Source organism: Metallibacterium scheffleri, assembly GCF_002077135.1.
Lineage (GTDB): Bacteria > Pseudomonadota > Gammaproteobacteria > Xanthomonadales > Rhodanobacteraceae > Metallibacterium > Metallibacterium scheffleri.
Map to the genome: position 1 here is coordinate 148475 of NZ_LDOS01000001.1, position 16734 is coordinate 165208.

Below are 16734 nucleotides of genomic sequence, written 5' to 3' on the forward strand. Positions count from 1 at the left end.
GTTCAGCCGCGGTTTGGTTGCAGCGCGACCCCTGCCGGAAGTCATGGGTTTCAGGGCGAAAAGCGGGATTGTATGGGAACCGTAATTGCGCGGTCGCGAGGGCACTTGTTGAGGGCGGTTTGCGGTGCAAGAATTGCCGCAAGCTTGCTGCTTCGGGGCATTCCATGAACAGCAGATGGTTAGCATTTTTGACAGTTGCCGTTTTTATCGGTTTGTATGCGATCAGCGGCACCAGCCGCGCAAGCCCCGCTTTGGCAAGCAGCCAGGCCACTGCGTCGCTGCCGACGGTGCAGGTTGATCAGTACGGCCCGGCGATCTGGGGAATATCAAAAGGCAACCACGTGCTGTGGATTGTCGGCAGCGTTTCGCCAATCCAAAAGGATCTGAAGTGGAACTCTACAAATGTGACGGAATTGATGAAAACTGCGCGGGTATTCATTGCAGACAAACGGAGCACAAATTTAGAAAAAAAGCTGCCCATACTAAGATTAATACAGGTGGATTGGCTTGAGCACCACCAGTGGCGCGAAAATCCCCACGGCGCAGTACTATCAAACATTCTGCCTAATTCTATTTACGAGCAATGGCTTCAATTATGGAAAAAATATGGGCATGGCCACAATCCGCCCGATCGACTCACGCCCTTTTATGCACAGGAAATACTTTACAAGCGTTTCCGCGATCACTATGGATTGAGAGAACGTTATGTCGATCATGCATTGATCCATATCGCCCGGCACGACGGGCTGCGAATTAAGCACCCGGTACTTATTCAAGATGTCAGTCATTTTGAAAAGGCATTTTTACGAATACGCAAACAGCAGGACGGGGACCATTTTGCCTGTTTTCGCGCCATTCTTGAGCGCGTTGCCCATGATTACCCAAAAATTTATTACCGGGCAAAAGCATGGGCGATTGGTGATCTTTCCCAGATTGAGTACCTGAAGCCGACCAGCCGTCACAGTTGCTATTGGAATTCAACATACCGCGCCGCGTATACTAAAGAATATGGTGGCCAAAACCTACGGTTTAAACATCGGCTTGTCGATTATTATGAAGGAATTATACAAAAATACCCTGTTGCGGTAACCGTTCTTCCAATCAATATTCTCCTGAGCGCAAAGGGTTTTATCTATCAGTTCAGAAAGCTGGGATATGCCATAACTGATCCACAAGGGATTACAAATCATAAAACGGGACTCGGGGACTTCCACCATTAAAGGAGACGCCATTTTGCTATCCGGGTCCGTAAAACGAGGGTCAAAGTGCACCTTCCCCGGACTTGTCCCGCTTTGGTGGGCGGCCTGTTTTGGCGGAGCCGGCGCGGTGGGATAGCTGTCAAGTCCCGCTTGATTCTTGGCTTTTCCGATAAACAGATCCGGCTGCCGCGTGCGCCACGCGAGCTTGGCTTGGCGGGGTGTCTTGTGGCCGAACGCGCCACAATCCGCGCAACCCGTGCCTTGCGAGTCAACCCATGACCCCCCACACGATCGCGATCGTCACGCCCACGTTGCTGCTGCGCCCGTTTCGCCGCGGCGACGCGGTGCGCTTCGCGGCGGCGGTGCGCGAATCGGCGGCCAGCGTCGGGCGCTGGATGCCGTGGCCGCGCGCCGATTACACGCCGGACATGGCGCTAGCCTGGTTCGCCGATTGCGCGGCGCAGCGGCGCGCGGAAACCGCACACGCGCTCGGCATTTTCAGCCGTGACGGGCGCGAGTTGCTGGGTGGCGCCGGGCTCAATCGCATCGACGCGCAACACCGCAGCGCCAATCTCGGCTACTGGGTGCGACATACGCGCGAGGGGCAAGGCATCGCCACGCAGGCGGCGCGCGCCTTGCTGGATTTCGGTTTCGACACGCTGCGACTGGCGCGCATCGAGATCGTGACGGCGCAAGGCAACGCCGCCAGCGCGGCGGTGGCGCGCAAGGCCGGCGCCACGCTGGAATGCATCGCGCGCAATCGCCTGATCGTGGGCGGCCAGCCGGTGACGGCGCACGTGTTCGCGCGCGTGCCGATGACGACCACTGCCGCCCATGCGCAGCCTGCGTGCAAACCCGTGCAAGGCCCACGACGCACGCTGCCACCCACGCGCGTCGTGCTGCGCGCGCTGCGACCCGACGATGCACGGACGTTTCTGGCTGCCGCACGCATCAGCCGCGCCTTGCATCATCCCTGGCTGCGCGCGCCGCAGACGCCGCAGCAATTCCGCGCGCTGCTGGCGCGCGCCGCGCAGCCCGATCACTACACGCATCTGGTGTGCCTGCGCGACAGCGGCGCGGCGGTCGGCGTGATCAATCTCAGCAAGATCGTGCGCGGCGCATTGTGCAGCGCGTATCTGAGCTACTACGTGTTCGCCGGACACGAACGCCAGGGGCTGATGCGCGAGGCGCTGCACGCCGCCGTGCGCCACGCTTTCGGCGCGCTGAAACTGCACCGGCTGGAGATCAACATCCAGCCCGGCAACGTGGCTTCGCGCGCGCTGGTGCGCGCCTGCGGCTTCACCCTGGAGGGTTTCTCGCCGCGCTATCTGAAAATCGGCGGCCGCTGGCGCGATCACGAGCGCTGGGCATTGCTGGCGGACGCTTGATCCTCAACGCGCCTCGCGCCGCGCCAGCAGCGCGTACAGCACCGGCACCAGCAGCAGCACCAGCGGCATCTGCACGGCGAGGCCGGCGATGATGGCGATGGCCAGTGGCTGCTGCATCGCCGAGCCCTGGCCGATGCCCAGCGCCAGCGGCAGCAGCGCCAGGGCGGCGGCCAGCGTGGTCATGGCGATCGGGCGCAGGCGGTTGACGCCGGCCTGGATGATCGCCTCGCCGAAGGCCATGCCTTCGCCGCGCAGCAGTTGCAGCTCGGAGAAATAGAACACGCCGACCTCGGTGACGATGCCAAGGATCATGGTCAGGCCCATCAGCGCGGTGATGTTGAGCGTCTGCCCGCTGATCCACAGGCCAAAGAACACCGCGCTGGCGGCGAGCAGCGGCGCGGCCATGATCGCCAGCGCCACGCGAAACCGCTCGTACAGGAATAGCAGTGCCAGAAACACCAGCGCGGTGGCCGCGCCGAACACCATGGCCAGACCGCGAAACGCGATCTGCTGCTGCTGATACAAACCGCCGAGCGTGTAGTACACGCCCCGTGGCAGCAGGCCGGGCCGTGCCAGCACGCGCTTGACATCGGCCAGCGCATTGCCAAAGCCGCGACCCTCGATGCGCGCCGACACCGCGACCATGGGCTTGAGGTCGTAGCGCGTGATCTGCGGCTGCCCGGTGATCAGCTTGAGCGTGGCGATGCGCGCCAGTGGCAGCAGATGGCCGTCGACGGCGCGCAGACGCAGCGCCTCGATGCGGCGCAACGAGTCGCGATCGCGCGGCGCCACCCACACGCGCACGCCGAGCACCTGCTGGCCCTGCAGCACGTGCGTGGTCACCGTGCCGGACAGGTACGTGTCGAGCTGGCGCGTGACCGCAGCCGGGGTGATGCCCTCCAGCGCCGCCTTGATGCGATCGACCTTGATCTCCACGGCGTCGCCGGCGATGTTCAAGCCATCCTGCACCTCGGTCAGCCCGCGCACCTTGCCGACGGCAGCGGCGACCTTCGGCGCCAGCGTCACCAGCTGGCTCCAGTCGTCGCCGAACAGGCGGATCACCACCGGGCGCGGCGAGCCGGTGAGGTCGCCGATGAGGTCCTGCATCGGCTGCGGCGTGTCGAGGATCTCGAAGCCCGGCACCTGCTGCTGGATGCGCGCGACGATGCGTTGCATGAGCGCGGCTTGCCCGGCGGGCGATTTCAGGCGCACGAAAAAGTCACCCTCGTTGGCCTCGGTGATGCCGCCGCCGAGCTGCGCGCCGGTGCGCCGCGACCAGGTATCCACGCCCGGCGTACTGGCCAGGATGTGCTCGACCTGCGCGATCAGGCGATCGCTCTCGCGCAACGAGGTGCCGGGCCGCGTGCGGTAATCGAGCACGAACCCGCCCTCCTGCATCTCCGGCATGAAGCCGGTGGGCACCTTGAAGTAGCCCAGCGTACCCAGCGCCAGCAGCGGCGCAAGCCCCAGCAACAGCAGGGCCGGACGCGCCAGCAACCGCGTCATCAGGCGCCGGTACCAGCCCTGCACGGCGTGGGTCAAACGCCCGCCATGCTCGATCGCGGCGTCCTTCGCGCCGAGCAGGTGATCGGCCAGCAGCGGCAGCGCCAGCCAGGCAAAGAAGAAACTGATCACCAGGCTGGCGCCCATGGTCAGCGACAACGCCTTGAAGAACGCGCCGGTGACGCCGCCGAGGAACGCCAGCGGCACGAAGATGATCACCGTGGCCGTGCTCGAGCCGGCCAGCGGCTGGGTGAATTCGCGCGCGGCGGCGAGCAGCGTCTGCGTGCCGTGGCCGCGCTGCGCGCCGCGCCGCACGAGGTGTTCGAGCATGACGATCACGTCGTCGATGATCAGCCCCACCGCCGCGGCCATGCCGCCCAAGGTCATGATGTTGAAGCTCATGCCCAGCGCGTACAGCAGCAGGCTGGTCGCGGCCAGCACCGCGGGCACCACCAGCGCGGCGATCAGGGTCAGCTTCCAGTTGCGCAGAAACAGGAACAGCACAGCGGTAGCGAACAGCACGCCGAGGATGATGGCGTCGCGCACCGAGCCGGCCGACGCGGTGATCAACCCGCTCTGGTCGTACCACTGGTGGATGCGCACGTCGGCCGGCAGCTTGTCGCGGAACGCCGCCAATGCCGCGGCGATGTCGCGGCTGATCGCCACGGTGTTGCCGCCGAGCTGCTGGTACACGTTGATCAGCACCGCCGGCTTGCCGTCGGCGGTTTCGCTCTGCCAGCGCGGCACCGTGGCCAGGCTCACCGTGGCCACGTCGTCCAGTTCCACCACGCCGTCGCTGCCGGTGCGCAGCACGCTGTGGCGGATCGCATCAAGGCCACTGAAACGCGTGTCCGAGAGCAGCAGGTACAGCCGGCCCTGGCGCTGCAACCGGCCCACTGCCTGCACCACGTTGGCGGCGGACAGCGCCGCCTCGACATTCTGCAGGCTCAGTCCCAACGCTGCCAGCCGGGCCGGGTCCACGGTGACGCGGTATTCGGGCGTTTCGCCACCCTGCACCTGTACCGCGCGCACGCCGTGGATGCTCGAGATCAGCGGCAGCAGTTGATACTCGGCGATGGCGTGCAACTGCACCGGCGTCGCCGTGGGCGAGGTCAGGCTGTAGGCCACCACCGGAAACTTGGTCGGGTCCATCGGCCGCACGTTGAAGCGCGTGCCCGCGGGCAATTGCGGCAGCACCTGGTTGAGCGCGGCCTCGACCTGCAGCGCCGACTGGATGATGTCGGTGCCCCAGGCGAAACGCAGGTCGATGTCGGTGCTGCCGCGGCTGGAGGTGGACGCGATCGCCTGCACATTGGGCACGCCGCGCAGCGCCTGCTCCACCGGGCGCGTCACCTCGATGGCCATCTGTTGCGCCGGGCGGTCACCGGCGTCGATGCTCACGCGCACGCGCGGAAACTGGATCGCCGGAAACAGCGACACCGGCATGTTGAGCGCGGCGAGGAGCCCGCCGGCCGCGAGCACCGACATCAGGAACAGGATCGAGCGCCGGTGCCGCTGCAGCCAGGCCGCGAGCCCGCCGCTCATCGCGCCGGCGCCGCGGCGATGCGCACGGCCATGCCGTCGTGCAGTTCGTAGTTGCCGGCGCTGACCACCTGCGCGCCGGGCACCAGCGCGCCCTGCACCGCGATCCAGCCGCCCTGCTCAAGCCCCGCATTCACCGCCACGCGGCGCGCATGGCCGCGCTCGATCACGAACACGTAGTGGCCGCGCGCGTCGTCGAGCACGGCGCTGCGCGGCACCGCCAGCGCGCGCGTCGCGCGCAGGCGGATGACGCCGCGCATCCACGCACCGGGAATCTGCGCGGCCGCGCGCGCGCCATCCAGCCTGACCACGGCATCAAGCAGGTGCGTGGTCGGGTTGATCACCGCGTGCACCTGCGCGACGCGCGCGTCCAATGGCGCGCCGCCGAACACGGGCGTCAGCGTCACCGGCATGCCCGGCGCGACGCGCGCGGCGTCCTCGGGCTCGACGCCAAAGCGCACCCAGACATGACCCTGCGCGCCCAGCAGCAACAGCGGCTGGCCCGGTTGCACCAGCGCGCCTGGCGCGACATCGAGCTGCGTGACCACCGCGGCCGCGCTGGCACGCAGCACTTGCGTGGCGTGCTGCGCACCCTGCGCGTGCAGCGCGGCCAGCGCGGCCTCGGCACTGCCCAGCGCCTGCCGTGCGCTGGCCAGATCGGCGCGCGTGGCCAGTTGCTCACCGAACAGATTTTGCGTCTGCTGCAACTGGATGCGCGCGCTGGCCACGCGGCCCTGCGCCTGCGTCCATGCCATGCGCGCCTGGGGTGCGGTGGCCAGCTCCAGCAGCGGCTGTCCTGGCGTCACGCGCTGGCCCAGCCCGACGTAGAGTTTGCGCACCTCGCCGCTGCTCAACGTGGTCACGGCGCGCAGACGCTCGGGGTCAGGCTCGACCTTGCCATACACGGTGAGCCGTTCATCGAGATCGCGCAACGTCGCCGGCACGGTTTGCACCAGCACGCTGGGCGCGGCGGGCGCGGCCTGCGCAAGGCGCGGCGCAAGCAGCAGCATCGGCAAGAACAGCACGAACCATTTCATGGGATCGGAACTTCGGCAGGGTTGGAGGAGGTCGCCGTGGACAGCGCGGCGGCGCCGGGCGGCACGTGGCCGAGCAGCGCGGCCAGCGCCACCTGGCCCTTGGCCAAGGTGGCATCGAGATACAGCCGTTCCAGCTCGCGCGCGATCAGGTTCTGCTGCACGCCGGCCCAGGCGGTGCCGCTGAGATTGCCGCCGGCGAAGGCACGATCGGCATTGGCCGCCAGCTCGCGCAGCTGTGGCAGGTGCCCGACGAGCTGTGCGCGCTGCGCGACGAGCAGGCGCAACTGCGCGGCCAGCGCGCGCGCGGCGCGATCGGCGCCATCCAGGCGTGCCTGATATTCCGCCACGGCGCGGTCGCGCGTGGCCCCGGCGATGCGCGCGCGCGCCTGCGCGCCGCCGAAGACCGGCAGGCTCAGGCTGATGCCGATGCCGGTGCTGTGCACGCGGCTGGTGTCGGAGGCGCGGGTGATGCCGACGCTGAGCGCGGGAAACTGCGCCAGCACCGCGGCGCGAAACTCGGCATCGCGCGCCTGTGCGGCGGCGGCCAGCGCAAGCAGGTCCGGACGCGTGCGTGGCAGCGCGGCCAGCGCGGCATCGAGCTGGTGCGCATCCGGCAGCGCCAGCACGCTGGGCGCCCGCAACGTGTAGCGCGCATCCGGCGGCAGATTGAGATCGGCATCCAGCCGCGCCCGCGCGGCAGCGCGCGCCTGTTCGGCGCTGGCCAGTTGCGATTCGGCCGCGGCCAGCGTGACCAGATTGGCGGCGGCGTTTTCCAGGGTCACATCGCGGCGCTGCAGTGCGCGCGAAAACGCCGCCGCGCGCGTGCGCTCCGTGTCCACCTGGCGCTGCAGCAAGGCGCAGCGCTGCTGCGCGCTCCACGCATCGATGAAATCGGTCGCCGTGCCTTGCGCCAGCGCCCAGCCCCGCCAGGCCAGATTCAACAACGTGGCGGTGCGCTGCGCGCGCGCGGCATCCAGCGTGGCCCCGCGCGTCAGCAGCCAGGACACGTCCGCGCTCAGACCCAGACCCCAGGCGCGACTGTAGCCCGGCGTGCCTGGATGATCGGCGCTGGCGCTCAGTTGCGGATCGGGCAGCAGGCCGGCGGCACGTAATTGCAAGGTACTGATGCGCGCGTCGAGCAGCGCCGCGCGGTAATCGGGATTGTCGTGCAAGGCCAGTGCCACGGCCTGCTTCAGATCGAGCCGCGGCAGCGCGCGCCCGGGTGCGGCAGCAGGCAGCGGCGACCAGCGCGGCGCCTGCGCCAGCGGTCGCGGCTGGTAGCTCACGCAGCCGCCCAGCAGCAACACCAGCAGCAACGCACCGGCCCGGCGTGCGCGATCACAGGCCATGCGCGTGCCACCAGGTGTTGAACCAGCCGCCATGCACCAGCGCATGGGTGACGAATGCCGCCGCGCCCAGATGCAGCGCCGCCCACACCAGCGCGGCGAACACGTCGGCGATGAGAAAGCGCCACCACGGCAGCACCGAGGTGCCGGCCATTGCCGGTATCAGCGCGCGCGTCGGCGGCAGCAGGCGCCCGCCGAACACGGCCAGATCACCCCAGCGCGACAGCGCCTTTTCGCCGCGCACGATCCACACGCGGCGCTTGTCCAGCCGCGGCGAAGACAGCAGGCGCGGTCCGTAATGCCGGCCCAGGAAAAACGACAGGGTGTCGCCGGCCACCGCGCCGGACATTGCACCCAGCAGCAGCGGCAGCAGCGGCAGATGCAAGGCGCCGGCCGCCGCGCCCACCGCCACCAGCGTGGCCGAGCCGGGCACCAGCGTGCCGACCACGACCAGCGCCTCGCTGAAGGCCACCAGCGCCAGCAGCAGCGGCGCCCAGTGCGCGTGCGCCAGCACGAACTGCGCGAGCGCGTGGATCATGGCTTGAATCATGCCAAGTCACCCGACCTGACCGGCGCGGCGCGTGCGCCGCGCAGCAGCACGCGCGTACCCGGTGCGTGGTCCGCGATGCTGGCGCGGAAACCATGCAACTCGGCGATGGCCTGCACCAACGCCAGACCCAGGCCGCTGCCCGGCGTCGCGCGCGACTGATCGAGGCGATAAAAGCGCTTGAACACGGCCTCGCGCTCGGCCGCCGGAATGCCGGGGCCGCGATCAGCCACCGTGGCAAGAAAACCCTGCGCGCCCTCGGCGGCGAGGCTCAAGGTGATTTCGGTATGCGCGGGGCTGTGCGTCATCGCGTTCTCGATCAGGTTGGCGAACAGTTGCTGCAGCAGGCGGCGGTCGCCGGCGACCATCAGCCCCGGCGCGATCTGCGTGCGCAGGCGCTGGCCACGCTCCTCGGCGACCGGCGCGTAGTCGGCGGCGAGCACCTCGAGCAGGGTGCTGAAATCGACTATGGCAAAGCCGGCGCGGCGCTCACGCGCCTCGATACGCGCGATGGCCAGCATCGCGGAGAACGTGGACAGCACCTGGTCGACGTCGTGCTGTGCCTGCGCCAGCGCCGCGCGCAACGCGTCGGCATCGCTGGCACGCGCCGCGGTTTCCAGGCGCTGGCGCAAATGCGTCAGCGGCGTGCGCAGATCGTGCGCGATGTCGTTGGACACCTGGCGCATGCTTTCCATCAGGGTCTGGATGCGCGCCAACATCGCGTTGAGCTGGCGCGCGAGCAGGTCGAATTCATCGCCGCCTTGCGCGCGCGCCGGGATGCGCACGCTGAGGTCACCGTCCATGATGCGCTGCGCGCGGGTGCCGACCACGCGCACGCGGCGCAGATAACTGCGCCCGAGCAGCAGCCCGCCGAACAGTGCCAGCAGCAACGCCACGGCGCTGGCGATGGCGAAGGCACCGGCCAGGGTTTCGTCGAGCTGGATCAGGCTGGAGCGATCGCGGCCGACCACCAGCATGCGGCCATCGGGCAGGCGCTGCAGCCATAACTCGGCGCTGGCGTCGTCGCCGTCATCGGGGTCGTAGCTGCGCGGCATGTCGACCGCGTGCCAGCCGGGCGCCAGGCCATGCAGCGCGACCGACGCCGGCAAGTTGCTCAGCACCGGCTGGCCCGCGCCATCCAGCAACGCCATCAGCGTGTGCTCGATGCCACCGGCGCGCAGGCGTTCGGCGATTTCATCGCGCAGACCACCGTTGTCGGGCTCGTCGTGTTCCTCGAGCAGACGCTGCGTGTCGGCACGGATCGCCGCGCGCAGCTGATCGCGGCCGAACACGTGCACCTGCCAGCCGACGATGCCGGCCAGCACCCCGGCGGTCACCAGGAATAGCAACGCCTGCCACAGCGCCAGGCGCAGCGCCGAGGTGCGCAGCAGCTCAGGCAGGCGCACGCAGGCAGTATCCGGCGCCGCGCACGGTGTATAGCAGTTCGCGCCCGGCGCCATGCGCGCGATCGATCTTGGCGCGCAGGCGACTGATGTGGGTCTCGACCACGCTGGTCTGCGGATCGAAATGGAAATCCCACACCTGCTCCAGCAGCATGGTACGCGTGACCACTTCGCCGGCGTGACGCATCATGTATTCGAGCAGGCGAAACTCGCGCGGCTGCAGCTCGATCAGCTTGCCGGCGCGGCGCACCTCGCGCTTGAGCAGATCCATCTCCAGGTCGGCCACCTGCAGCAGCGACACCTGCTCCTGCAACGGCGGACGCCGGCCCAGCGCCTGCACGCGCGCCAGCAGCTCGGTGAACACGAACGGCTTGCCCAGATAATCGTCGGCGCCGGCCTCCAGGCCCTCGACGCGCTGATCGACCTCGCCCAGCGCGGTGAGCATCAGCACCGGCGTGCGCACCTCGGCAGCGCGCAGGGTCTTGAGCAGGGTCATGCCGTCCATGCCCGGCAACATGCGGTCCAGCACGATCAGGTCGTAGCTGCCGTCGGTTGCCAGGAACAATCCGTCGCGTCCGGTCGGCGCGCGCTCGACGGCGTGGCCGTGCTCGCTGAGCCCGCGCAGGATATAGGCCGCGGTCTCGTTGTCATCTTCGATCACCAGGATGCGCATGGCGTGTGCCCTCGCGGTGTGTGGCCTTGGCGGCCGGTGCGATGCGCGGCGCCGACGCGGCGCCGCGGCAGACGCATAGCATGGCTGCTGTGCAGCATCGCTGTCACTCCGGCACGCAGCCGCGGCGATGGGCGGGCACCGCGGCGACCCGCGCCATCAGTCCTGCTCGCTCTGCGGCGCGACGCCGACCGTTGCGTTGTCGGCGTTGACACTGAGGTGCTGCAACTTGCCACCGGCAGCGACCACATCGACGTCGTAGTGCGCGGTGACACCGCTGCCCGCGGGGCCGGCCTCCAGCGCGCGGCCATGCGCGTGCGTCTCGGCGGCGCGCAAGGCCTGCACCAGATCGATCTTGCGCCCAGCTAGCGTACGCGCCCCGATCCTGTCGTCGCCCTTGGCCGGTTCGATGCCGAGGAACGCGCCCGAGTGCGGATCGATGCGCGCGACCATGGACTGGCCCTTCACGTCGAGTTGCACCTCGTACCAGGTGCCCAGTCTGGCGACTTCCAGACCCATGCCGTAGGCGCGGCCGCCGCTGTGTTTCTCGGCCAGCGTCACCGCCGCGATCGGGGTGATGTGCGCCCTGGCCACGGCCGCGATCTCAGCGGCTTCGCTGGCGTCGGCGTGCGCGGCGGGGACAAATCCGGTCATGTCCAGCGCCAGGGCCAGCGCGACGGCCAGCCACAGCGGCCGTGGCGCCAGGGTCGTGTTTTTTGCCTGGATATCCTGCATGTTCGTTCTCCACATCGGATGAGTAGGCATGAGCATGCGCGCGCGCACCACACCGCAAGCTTTGCGGCCACTTACCGATTGGTAAGCCGGGCGCCGGCGGATCGCCAGCTTGCGGCGAACTTGCACGCTGCGCGACGGTCTGACCCAGCACCTACATCCAACACACACCTGACCCACCGGGGGACATCGACATGCGCGCGACGCGGTTCCGCTGGCTGGTGGTGGCGCTGATCTTCTTCATCACCGTGATCAACTACATCGACCGCTCGGCGATCGCCTACGCCATCGGCGACATCGCGCGCGCACTGCATTTCGGGCAGCACGACAAGGACCTGCTCAACGGCTTCATCCTCGCCGCGTTCAGCCTCGGCTACATGTTCACCACGTTTCTCGGCGGCATCCTCGCCGATCGCCACGGCGCGCGCGTGACGCTGTTCTGGGCGGCGCTGCTGTGGTCGGCGGCGATCGGCATGACCGGCTTCGCCGTGGGCTTCGCCATGCTGGTGGTGGCGCGCGTGCTGCTGGGCGTGGCCGAGGGCCCCAACTTTCCGGCGCTGAACCGCGCCGTGGCCGACTGGCTGTCCAGCCGCGAACGCGCGATCGCGCTGGGCAATGCGCTGGTGGCGGTGCCGCTGGCGCTGGCCATCGGCGCGCCCATCGTCACCCAACTGATCCTGCATGTGTCGTGGCGCGGCATGTTCATCGTGCTGATGCTGGCCAGCCTGCTGTGGCTGCCCTTGTGGTGGTGGCTGTTCCGCGATTTCCCCGAGCACAGCAAGCACGTGAACGCCGCCGAGCTGGCGCATATCCGCGATGGCGCCGCGCCCGAGCTGGACCACGCCGCCAGCGCGCGCCACGCGGCGCGGCGCAAGACGCGCGGACTGTGGAAGTTCCTGCTGCGCAATCCGACCCTGCTGGCCAACGACTGGGCATTTTTCGTGTTCGGCTATTTCCTGTTTTTCTTCATGACCTGGCTGCCCAGTTACCTGCAGCAGACCTATGGCCTGAAGCTGGCCGCGGTGGGCTGGTTCTCGGTGCTGCCGTGGCTGACCGCGGCGCTGATGCTGTGGGGCACGGGCTATCTGTCGGACTGGCTGCTACGCCGCACCGGGCGCCTGCGCGTGGCGCGCTCGCATGTGATCTGGGTGACGCAATTGCTGGCCGGTCTGTGCATCCTGCCGGTGATCTTCGTGCACCGGCTCGACGTGGCGCTGGTATTCATCACCCTGGCGGTCGGCCTCGGCATGAGCAGCAACGCCTGTTTTTATGCGGTCAACGTGGACGTGGCGCGGGCGCGCTCGGGCACCGCGCTAGGCGTGATGGACACCTTCTTTGCGCTGGCCGGGTTCATCGCACCGGTGCTCACCGGCTGGCTGGTCGGCATCAGCGGGCACTACACCGCGGCGTTCGCGCTGCTGGCGGTGCTGGCGCTGTCCTCGGTACTGGCGGTGCTGCTGTTTCACCACCCCGACCAGAGCGCGCGGCTGGACGACGGCACCGACACGCGCGCGGCGCAATGACGATGGGCGGTTGTCAGCACGGGGCGCGCACGGCTAGGCTCGCGCATCCTCGCCGCAGCCATGGACCCGTCGCAGCATGAAGCGCAGCACACGCCTGGTCCTGCTGGCACTGGTACTGATCGTTTTCTTCGGCGGCCAATGGCTGTGGCAGCACGCGCGCACGCCGACCGTGGCCGCCGCGGCACCCGCGCACTACCGCCTCGGACAACTGGATTTCAAACCCTGCACGCTGCACCAGCCGCAGAGTGGTCTGGCGACCGCGGCGTGGTGCGCGCCCTTCAGCGTGCCCGAGAACTGGGCCAGGCCGGATGGCCGCAAGCTGGCGCTGCGCCTGGCGCTGATCCGCTCGCACGCCGCGCAGCCGGCACCCGATCCCGTGCTGTACCTCGCCGGCGGCCCTGGGCAATCGGCCATCGACACCTGGCCCGAGATCGCGCCCGCGCTGGACGACGTGCTCGCGCATCGCAACGTGATCCTGCTCGACCAGCGTGGCACCGGCGGCTCGGCGCCACTGACTTGCCCGGATGTCACGCCGAAGGCGACGACCCCGCCCGCGGCCACCGCCGCCGCGCGCGCCGGCAAATCACACCCCGCGCCGCAGCCGGTACCCTCCGGCACGGCACGTCTGCGCGCGCTGGAAACCGAGACCCGCGCGTGTCTGGCGGCGCTGCGCAAACGCGGATTGAACCCCGCCGACTTCACCACCACGCAGGCGGTGCAGGATCTGGCCGCGCTGCGCCACGCGCTGGGCGATCCGCAGTTCGACCTGGTCGGCGTGTCCTACGGCACGCGCGTTGCGCAGCAGTTCGTCATGCGCCATCCGCATGCGGTGCGCAGCGTGGTGCTGGACAGCGTGGTGCCCGATCAACTGATCCTGGGCCAGGATTTCGGCGTGAATCTGGACGCCGCGTTGCGTGACGATTTCGACTTGTGCATGAACTCGCCGGCCTGCCACAAGGCCTTCGGCAATTCCTGGGCCACCCTGCTGGAACTGAAAAAGCGCCTCGAGAAAAACACCCCCGAGGTGAACTTCCGCACGCCGGATGGCTTCCAGCCGAAACAGGAAGCCATGACCGCCGATGCCCTGGTCGGCCTGGTGCGTCTGTATGCCTATTCGCCGCTGACCGCGGCGCTGCTGCCGCTGAGCCTGCACGCCGCCAGCGCGGGCCACTACGGACCGCTGCTGGCGCAAAGCCATTTCATCAGCAGCAGCCTGCAGCACAGCCTCAACGACGGCATGCAATTGTCGGTGGTGTGCAGCGAGGACGTGCCCTGGCTCAAGGTCACGCCGCGCGAGGCCGACACCCTGCTCGGCGATGCCTACATCAGGCAACTGCAGGCGCAATGCGCGCTGTGGCCGCATGGCGCGGTGCCGGCAAACTTTCATGCGCCGCTGCGCAGCAATGTGCCGGTGCTGATCCTCGAAGGCCAGTTCGACCCGGTCACGCCGCCGCGTTACGGCACGGAAGTGCTGAAGGGTCTCGGCGACGCGCGCATGCTGATCGCGCCCGGCCAGGGCCACAACGTGATCGGCGCCGGCTGCATGCCGCGTCTGGTCAAGCAATTCATCGCGAAGCCCGACCCACGCACGCTCGACGCGCAGTGTCTCGACCAGCTCAAGCCCACCGCGCCATTCCTGAATTACAACGGAGCCGCGCCATGATCGAGGTGCAGGATTTGCGCAAGGCCTTCGGCAAGGTGCAGGCGGTGGACGGCGTCAGTTTCATCGCGCGCGATGGCGAGATCACCGGCCTGCTCGGCCCCAACGGCGCCGGCAAGACCACCACCCTGCGCATGCTGTACACGCTGATGCACCCGGACAGCGGCAGCATCCGCATCGACGGCATCGACGCGCTTACCGACACGCTGGCCGCGCGCCAGCACCTGGGCGTGCTGCCGGATGCGCGCGGCGTGTACAAGCGCCTGAGCGCACGCGAGAACATCAGCTACTTCGCGCGCCTGCACGGTCTCAGTGGCGCCGCGCTGCGCGCGCGCGTCGATGCCATGATCACGCTGCTGGAGATGCAGGACATCGCCGAGCGCCGCAGCGAGGGCTTCTCGCAGGGCCAGCGCGTCAAGGTGGCGCTGGCGCGCGCGCTGGTGCACGAACCGCACAATCTGATCCTGGACGAACCCGGCAACGGCCTCGACGTGATGGCCACGCGCGCGCTGCGCGAGTTCCTACGCAAGCTGCGCGGCGAGGGGCGCTGCGTGCTGTTTTCCAGCCACATCATGCAGGAGGTGGCGGCCTTGTGCGACCGCATCATCGTGATCGCGCGTGGCCGCGTGGTGGCCGAAGGCAGCAGCGACGAGCTGCGCGCGCGCACCGGCGCCGCCACGCTCGAGGACGCCTTCGTCAGCCTGATCGGCAGCGGCGAGGGCCTCGCCGCATGAGCCTGCGCCCCGGATTCGCCCAGCGCCTGCACGCCGCGTGGACGGTCTACGTCAAGGAAGTGCGCGAAAACATCCGCGACAAGCGCACCGTGCTCAACGCGCTGATCACCGGGCCTTTGCTGGGGCCGATCCTGTTCGGCCTGATCTTCAGCTTCACCCTGCATCAGCAACTGGCCGATGCTGAGAAACCGCTGCCGGTGCCGGTGATCGGCGCAGCCCATGCACCCAATCTGATTCACGCGCTGGAAGCGCAGGGCATGGTGCTCGAACCCGCGCCCGCCAATGCCGCCGCCGCCATCCGCGCGCACCAGGCCAAGGTGGTGCTGGTGATTGCGCCCGGATTCGATGCCGCCTGGCGCAAGGGCCAGACGGCCGGCGTCGAGCTGTATTACGACTCGGCGCGCCAGGACAGCAACACGCCCGTGCGCCGTCTGAAAAAGATGCTGCAGGGCTACGCCGGCCTCACCGCGGCGCAGCGGCTGCTGGTGCGCGGCATCTCACCGACGCTGATGCGCCCGCTGGTGGCCGAGGATCGCGACCAGGCCACACCGCAATCGCGCAGCGCGCTGATGTTTTCCATCCTGCCGTATTTCTTCGTGCTCACCGTGTTCCTCGGCGGCATGTACATGGCCATCGACACCACCGCCGGCGAGCGCGAGCGGCAATCGCTGGAGCCGCTGCTGGTCAACCCGGTCGGCCGCGGCACCATCCTCAGCGGCAAGCTCGCCGCCACCGTCAGCTTCGCGCTGACCAGCCTGCTGCTGAGCATCGTCGCGTTCGCCGTGGTCGGGCGCTTCCTGCCGGTGGAAAAACTCGACGTGGTGCTCGACCTCGGCCCGCGCTTCGGCGCCTTCGTGCTGCTGCTGATGCTGCCGCTGGCGGTGCTGCTGGCCACCCTGCAGACGCTGGTGTCGGCCTTCGCCAAGAGCTATCGCGAGGCGCAGACCTACCTGTCGATCCTGATGCTGCTGCCGGTGATCCCGTCCCTGCTGCTGGCGGTGGTGCCGGTGCGCGCGCAGTTGTGGATGTACGCCGTGCCGCTGCTGGGCCAGCAGCTCGGCATCATGGACCTGGTGCGTGGTGAAACGCTCGACGGCCTGCAACTGGTCGCGTGCCTGGGCGGCACCAGCCTCGCCGCCGTGCTCGCCTTCCTGCTGGCGCGCTGGCTGTATTCCAGCGAGCGCCTGGCGGTGTCGGCGTAGGCGTCTGGGCAATAGGAAATTTCGCGCTGTGTGCTCCGCACTGGTCAGCTGGGCCCACTCCGCAGCGAGCATCGTTCGGGTCCAAGCAACCGTACTCGAATCGAACGCTCGTTCAATTGCTGTACTGGAGCGCTGTGGTTTCGCGCGAGAAGGTCTCCTGCGTTCGTACCGCAAGGTACGCGGTAGGCATGGCAACTTCTACATGTATGCACACGTCGCATTGCGCGCAGACGCATAACCCCGGCCAG

At 68.2% G+C, this 16734-nt stretch carries 13 protein-coding genes and 1 pseudogene; 7 read left to right on the forward strand and 7 right to left on the reverse strand.

All coding sequences use genetic code 11. The features are described from left to right. Window positions 1–164: 164 nt before the first annotated feature. Together Mschef_RS17005 and Mschef_RS17900 are read left to right on the forward strand one after the other, a co-directional pair. Entirely contained in the window at window positions 165–1220 is a 1056-nt protein-coding gene (locus tag Mschef_RS17005) for a TraB/GumN family protein (RefSeq protein ID WP_136256372.1), read from the forward strand. Window positions 1221–1474: 254 nt separating this feature from the next. Beyond that, complete coding sequence (locus Mschef_RS17900; RefSeq protein WP_197686701.1) at window positions 1475–2587, forward strand: GNAT family N-acetyltransferase; 1113 nt, start codon at window positions 1475–1477, stop codon at window positions 2585–2587. A 3-nt stretch (window positions 2588–2590) separates the two neighbouring features. Here the strand turns inward: Mschef_RS17900 and Mschef_RS00660 are convergent, their stop codons facing one another. From Mschef_RS00660 to Mschef_RS00690, 7 genes are all read right to left on the reverse strand, one after another. Further along, complete coding sequence (locus tag Mschef_RS00660; RefSeq protein ID WP_081125939.1) at window positions 2591–5635, reverse strand: efflux RND transporter permease subunit; 3045 nt, start codon at window positions 5633–5635, stop codon at window positions 2591–2593. Beyond that, a complete protein-coding gene (locus Mschef_RS00665) occupies window positions 5632–6669 on the reverse strand; it encodes an efflux RND transporter periplasmic adaptor subunit (RefSeq protein WP_081125940.1) in 1038 nt (345 codons plus the stop codon). Before Mschef_RS00665 ends, Mschef_RS00660 begins: the two co-directional genes overlap by 4 nt. After that, the gene (locus Mschef_RS00670; RefSeq protein ID WP_168708887.1) at window positions 6666–8018 is read right to left on the reverse strand and encodes a TolC family protein; all 1353 of its coding nucleotides are present in this window, start codon (window positions 8016–8018) and stop codon (window positions 6666–6668) included. Before Mschef_RS00670 ends, Mschef_RS00665 begins: the two co-directional genes overlap by 4 nt. Further along, window positions 8008–8553: a DedA family protein gene (locus Mschef_RS00675; RefSeq protein WP_168708888.1), complete on the reverse strand. Its 546-nt coding sequence runs from the start codon at window positions 8551–8553 to the stop codon at window positions 8008–8010. The genes Mschef_RS00670 and Mschef_RS00675 overlap by 11 nt, the downstream gene beginning before the upstream one ends. An 8-nt stretch (window positions 8554–8561) precedes the next feature. Further along, window positions 8562–9968 (reverse strand): sensor histidine kinase, encoded by a 1407-nt coding sequence (locus Mschef_RS00680; protein WP_136256373.1) that lies wholly within the window; start codon window positions 9966–9968, stop codon window positions 8562–8564. Next, window positions 9955–10638, reverse strand: coding sequence for a winged helix-turn-helix domain-containing protein (locus tag Mschef_RS00685; protein ID WP_081125944.1), 684 nt, complete (start codon window positions 10636–10638; stop codon window positions 9955–9957). The genes Mschef_RS00680 and Mschef_RS00685 overlap by 14 nt, the downstream gene beginning before the upstream one ends. Window positions 10639–10794: 156 nt before the next feature. Continuing rightward, window positions 10795–11370, reverse strand: coding sequence for a PepSY domain-containing protein (locus Mschef_RS00690; protein WP_081125945.1), 576 nt, complete (start codon window positions 11368–11370; stop codon window positions 10795–10797). A gap of 191 nt (window positions 11371–11561) precedes the next feature. Here Mschef_RS00690 and Mschef_RS00695 point away from each other — a divergent pair, with 191 nt between their 5' ends. From Mschef_RS00695 to Mschef_RS18320, 5 genes and pseudogenes are all read left to right on the forward strand, one after another. Beyond that, complete coding sequence (locus tag Mschef_RS00695; protein WP_081125946.1) at window positions 11562–12890, forward strand: MFS transporter; 1329 nt, start codon at window positions 11562–11564, stop codon at window positions 12888–12890. Window positions 12891–12966: 76 nt separating this feature from the next. Beyond that, entirely contained in the window at window positions 12967–14553 is a 1587-nt protein-coding gene (locus Mschef_RS00700) for an alpha/beta hydrolase (RefSeq protein WP_081125947.1), read from the forward strand. Continuing rightward, the gene (locus tag Mschef_RS00705; protein ID WP_081125948.1) at window positions 14550–15284 is read left to right on the forward strand and encodes an ABC transporter ATP-binding protein; all 735 of its coding nucleotides are present in this window, start codon (window positions 14550–14552) and stop codon (window positions 15282–15284) included. Before Mschef_RS00700 ends, Mschef_RS00705 begins: the two co-directional genes overlap by 4 nt. Next, a complete protein-coding gene (locus tag Mschef_RS00710; protein ID WP_081125949.1) occupies window positions 15281–16486 on the forward strand; it encodes an ABC transporter permease in 1206 nt (401 codons plus the stop codon). Before Mschef_RS00705 ends, Mschef_RS00710 begins: the two co-directional genes overlap by 4 nt. Continuing rightward, window positions 16389–16724, forward strand: a pseudogene (locus Mschef_RS18320) (GNAT family N-acetyltransferase); the annotation flags it as partial. The gene Mschef_RS00710 and the pseudogene Mschef_RS18320, both read left to right, overlap by 98 nt. Between the last annotated feature and the right edge of the window lie 10 nt (window positions 16725–16734).

Bases quoted from the DNA above. Each gene is read 5' to 3' on its own strand.
- Mschef_RS00695 (WP_081125946.1), top strand. From the start codon at position 11,562: ATGCGCGCGACGCGGTTCCGCTGGCTGGTGGTGGCGCTGATCTTCTTC.
- Mschef_RS00675 (WP_168708888.1), bottom strand. From the start codon at position 8,553: ATGATCCACGCGCTCGCGCAGTTCGTGCTGGCGCACGCGCACTGGGCG.
- Mschef_RS00705 (WP_081125948.1), top strand. From the start codon at position 14,550: ATGATCGAGGTGCAGGATTTGCGCAAGGCCTTCGGCAAGGTGCAGGCG.
- Mschef_RS00700 (WP_081125947.1), top strand. From the start codon at position 12,967: ATGAAGCGCAGCACACGCCTGGTCCTGCTGGCACTGGTACTGATCGTT.
- Mschef_RS00690 (WP_081125945.1), bottom strand. From the start codon at position 11,370: ATGCAGGATATCCAGGCAAAAAACACGACCCTGGCGCCACGGCCGCTG.
- Mschef_RS00665 (WP_081125940.1), bottom strand. From the start codon at position 6,669: ATGAAATGGTTCGTGCTGTTCTTGCCGATGCTGCTGCTTGCGCCGCGC.
- Mschef_RS17900 (WP_197686701.1), top strand. From the start codon at position 1,475: ATGACCCCCCACACGATCGCGATCGTCACGCCCACGTTGCTGCTGCGC.
- Mschef_RS17005 (WP_136256372.1), top strand. From the start codon at position 165: ATGAACAGCAGATGGTTAGCATTTTTGACAGTTGCCGTTTTTATCGGT.
- Mschef_RS00685 (WP_081125944.1), bottom strand. From the start codon at position 10,638: ATGCGCATCCTGGTGATCGAAGATGACAACGAGACCGCGGCCTATATC.
- Mschef_RS00710 (WP_081125949.1), top strand. From the start codon at position 15,281: ATGAGCCTGCGCCCCGGATTCGCCCAGCGCCTGCACGCCGCGTGGACG.
- Mschef_RS00660 (WP_081125939.1), bottom strand. From the start codon at position 5,635: ATGAGCGGCGGGCTCGCGGCCTGGCTGCAGCGGCACCGGCGCTCGATC.
- Mschef_RS00670 (WP_168708887.1), bottom strand. From the start codon at position 8,018: ATGGCCTGTGATCGCGCACGCCGGGCCGGTGCGTTGCTGCTGGTGTTG.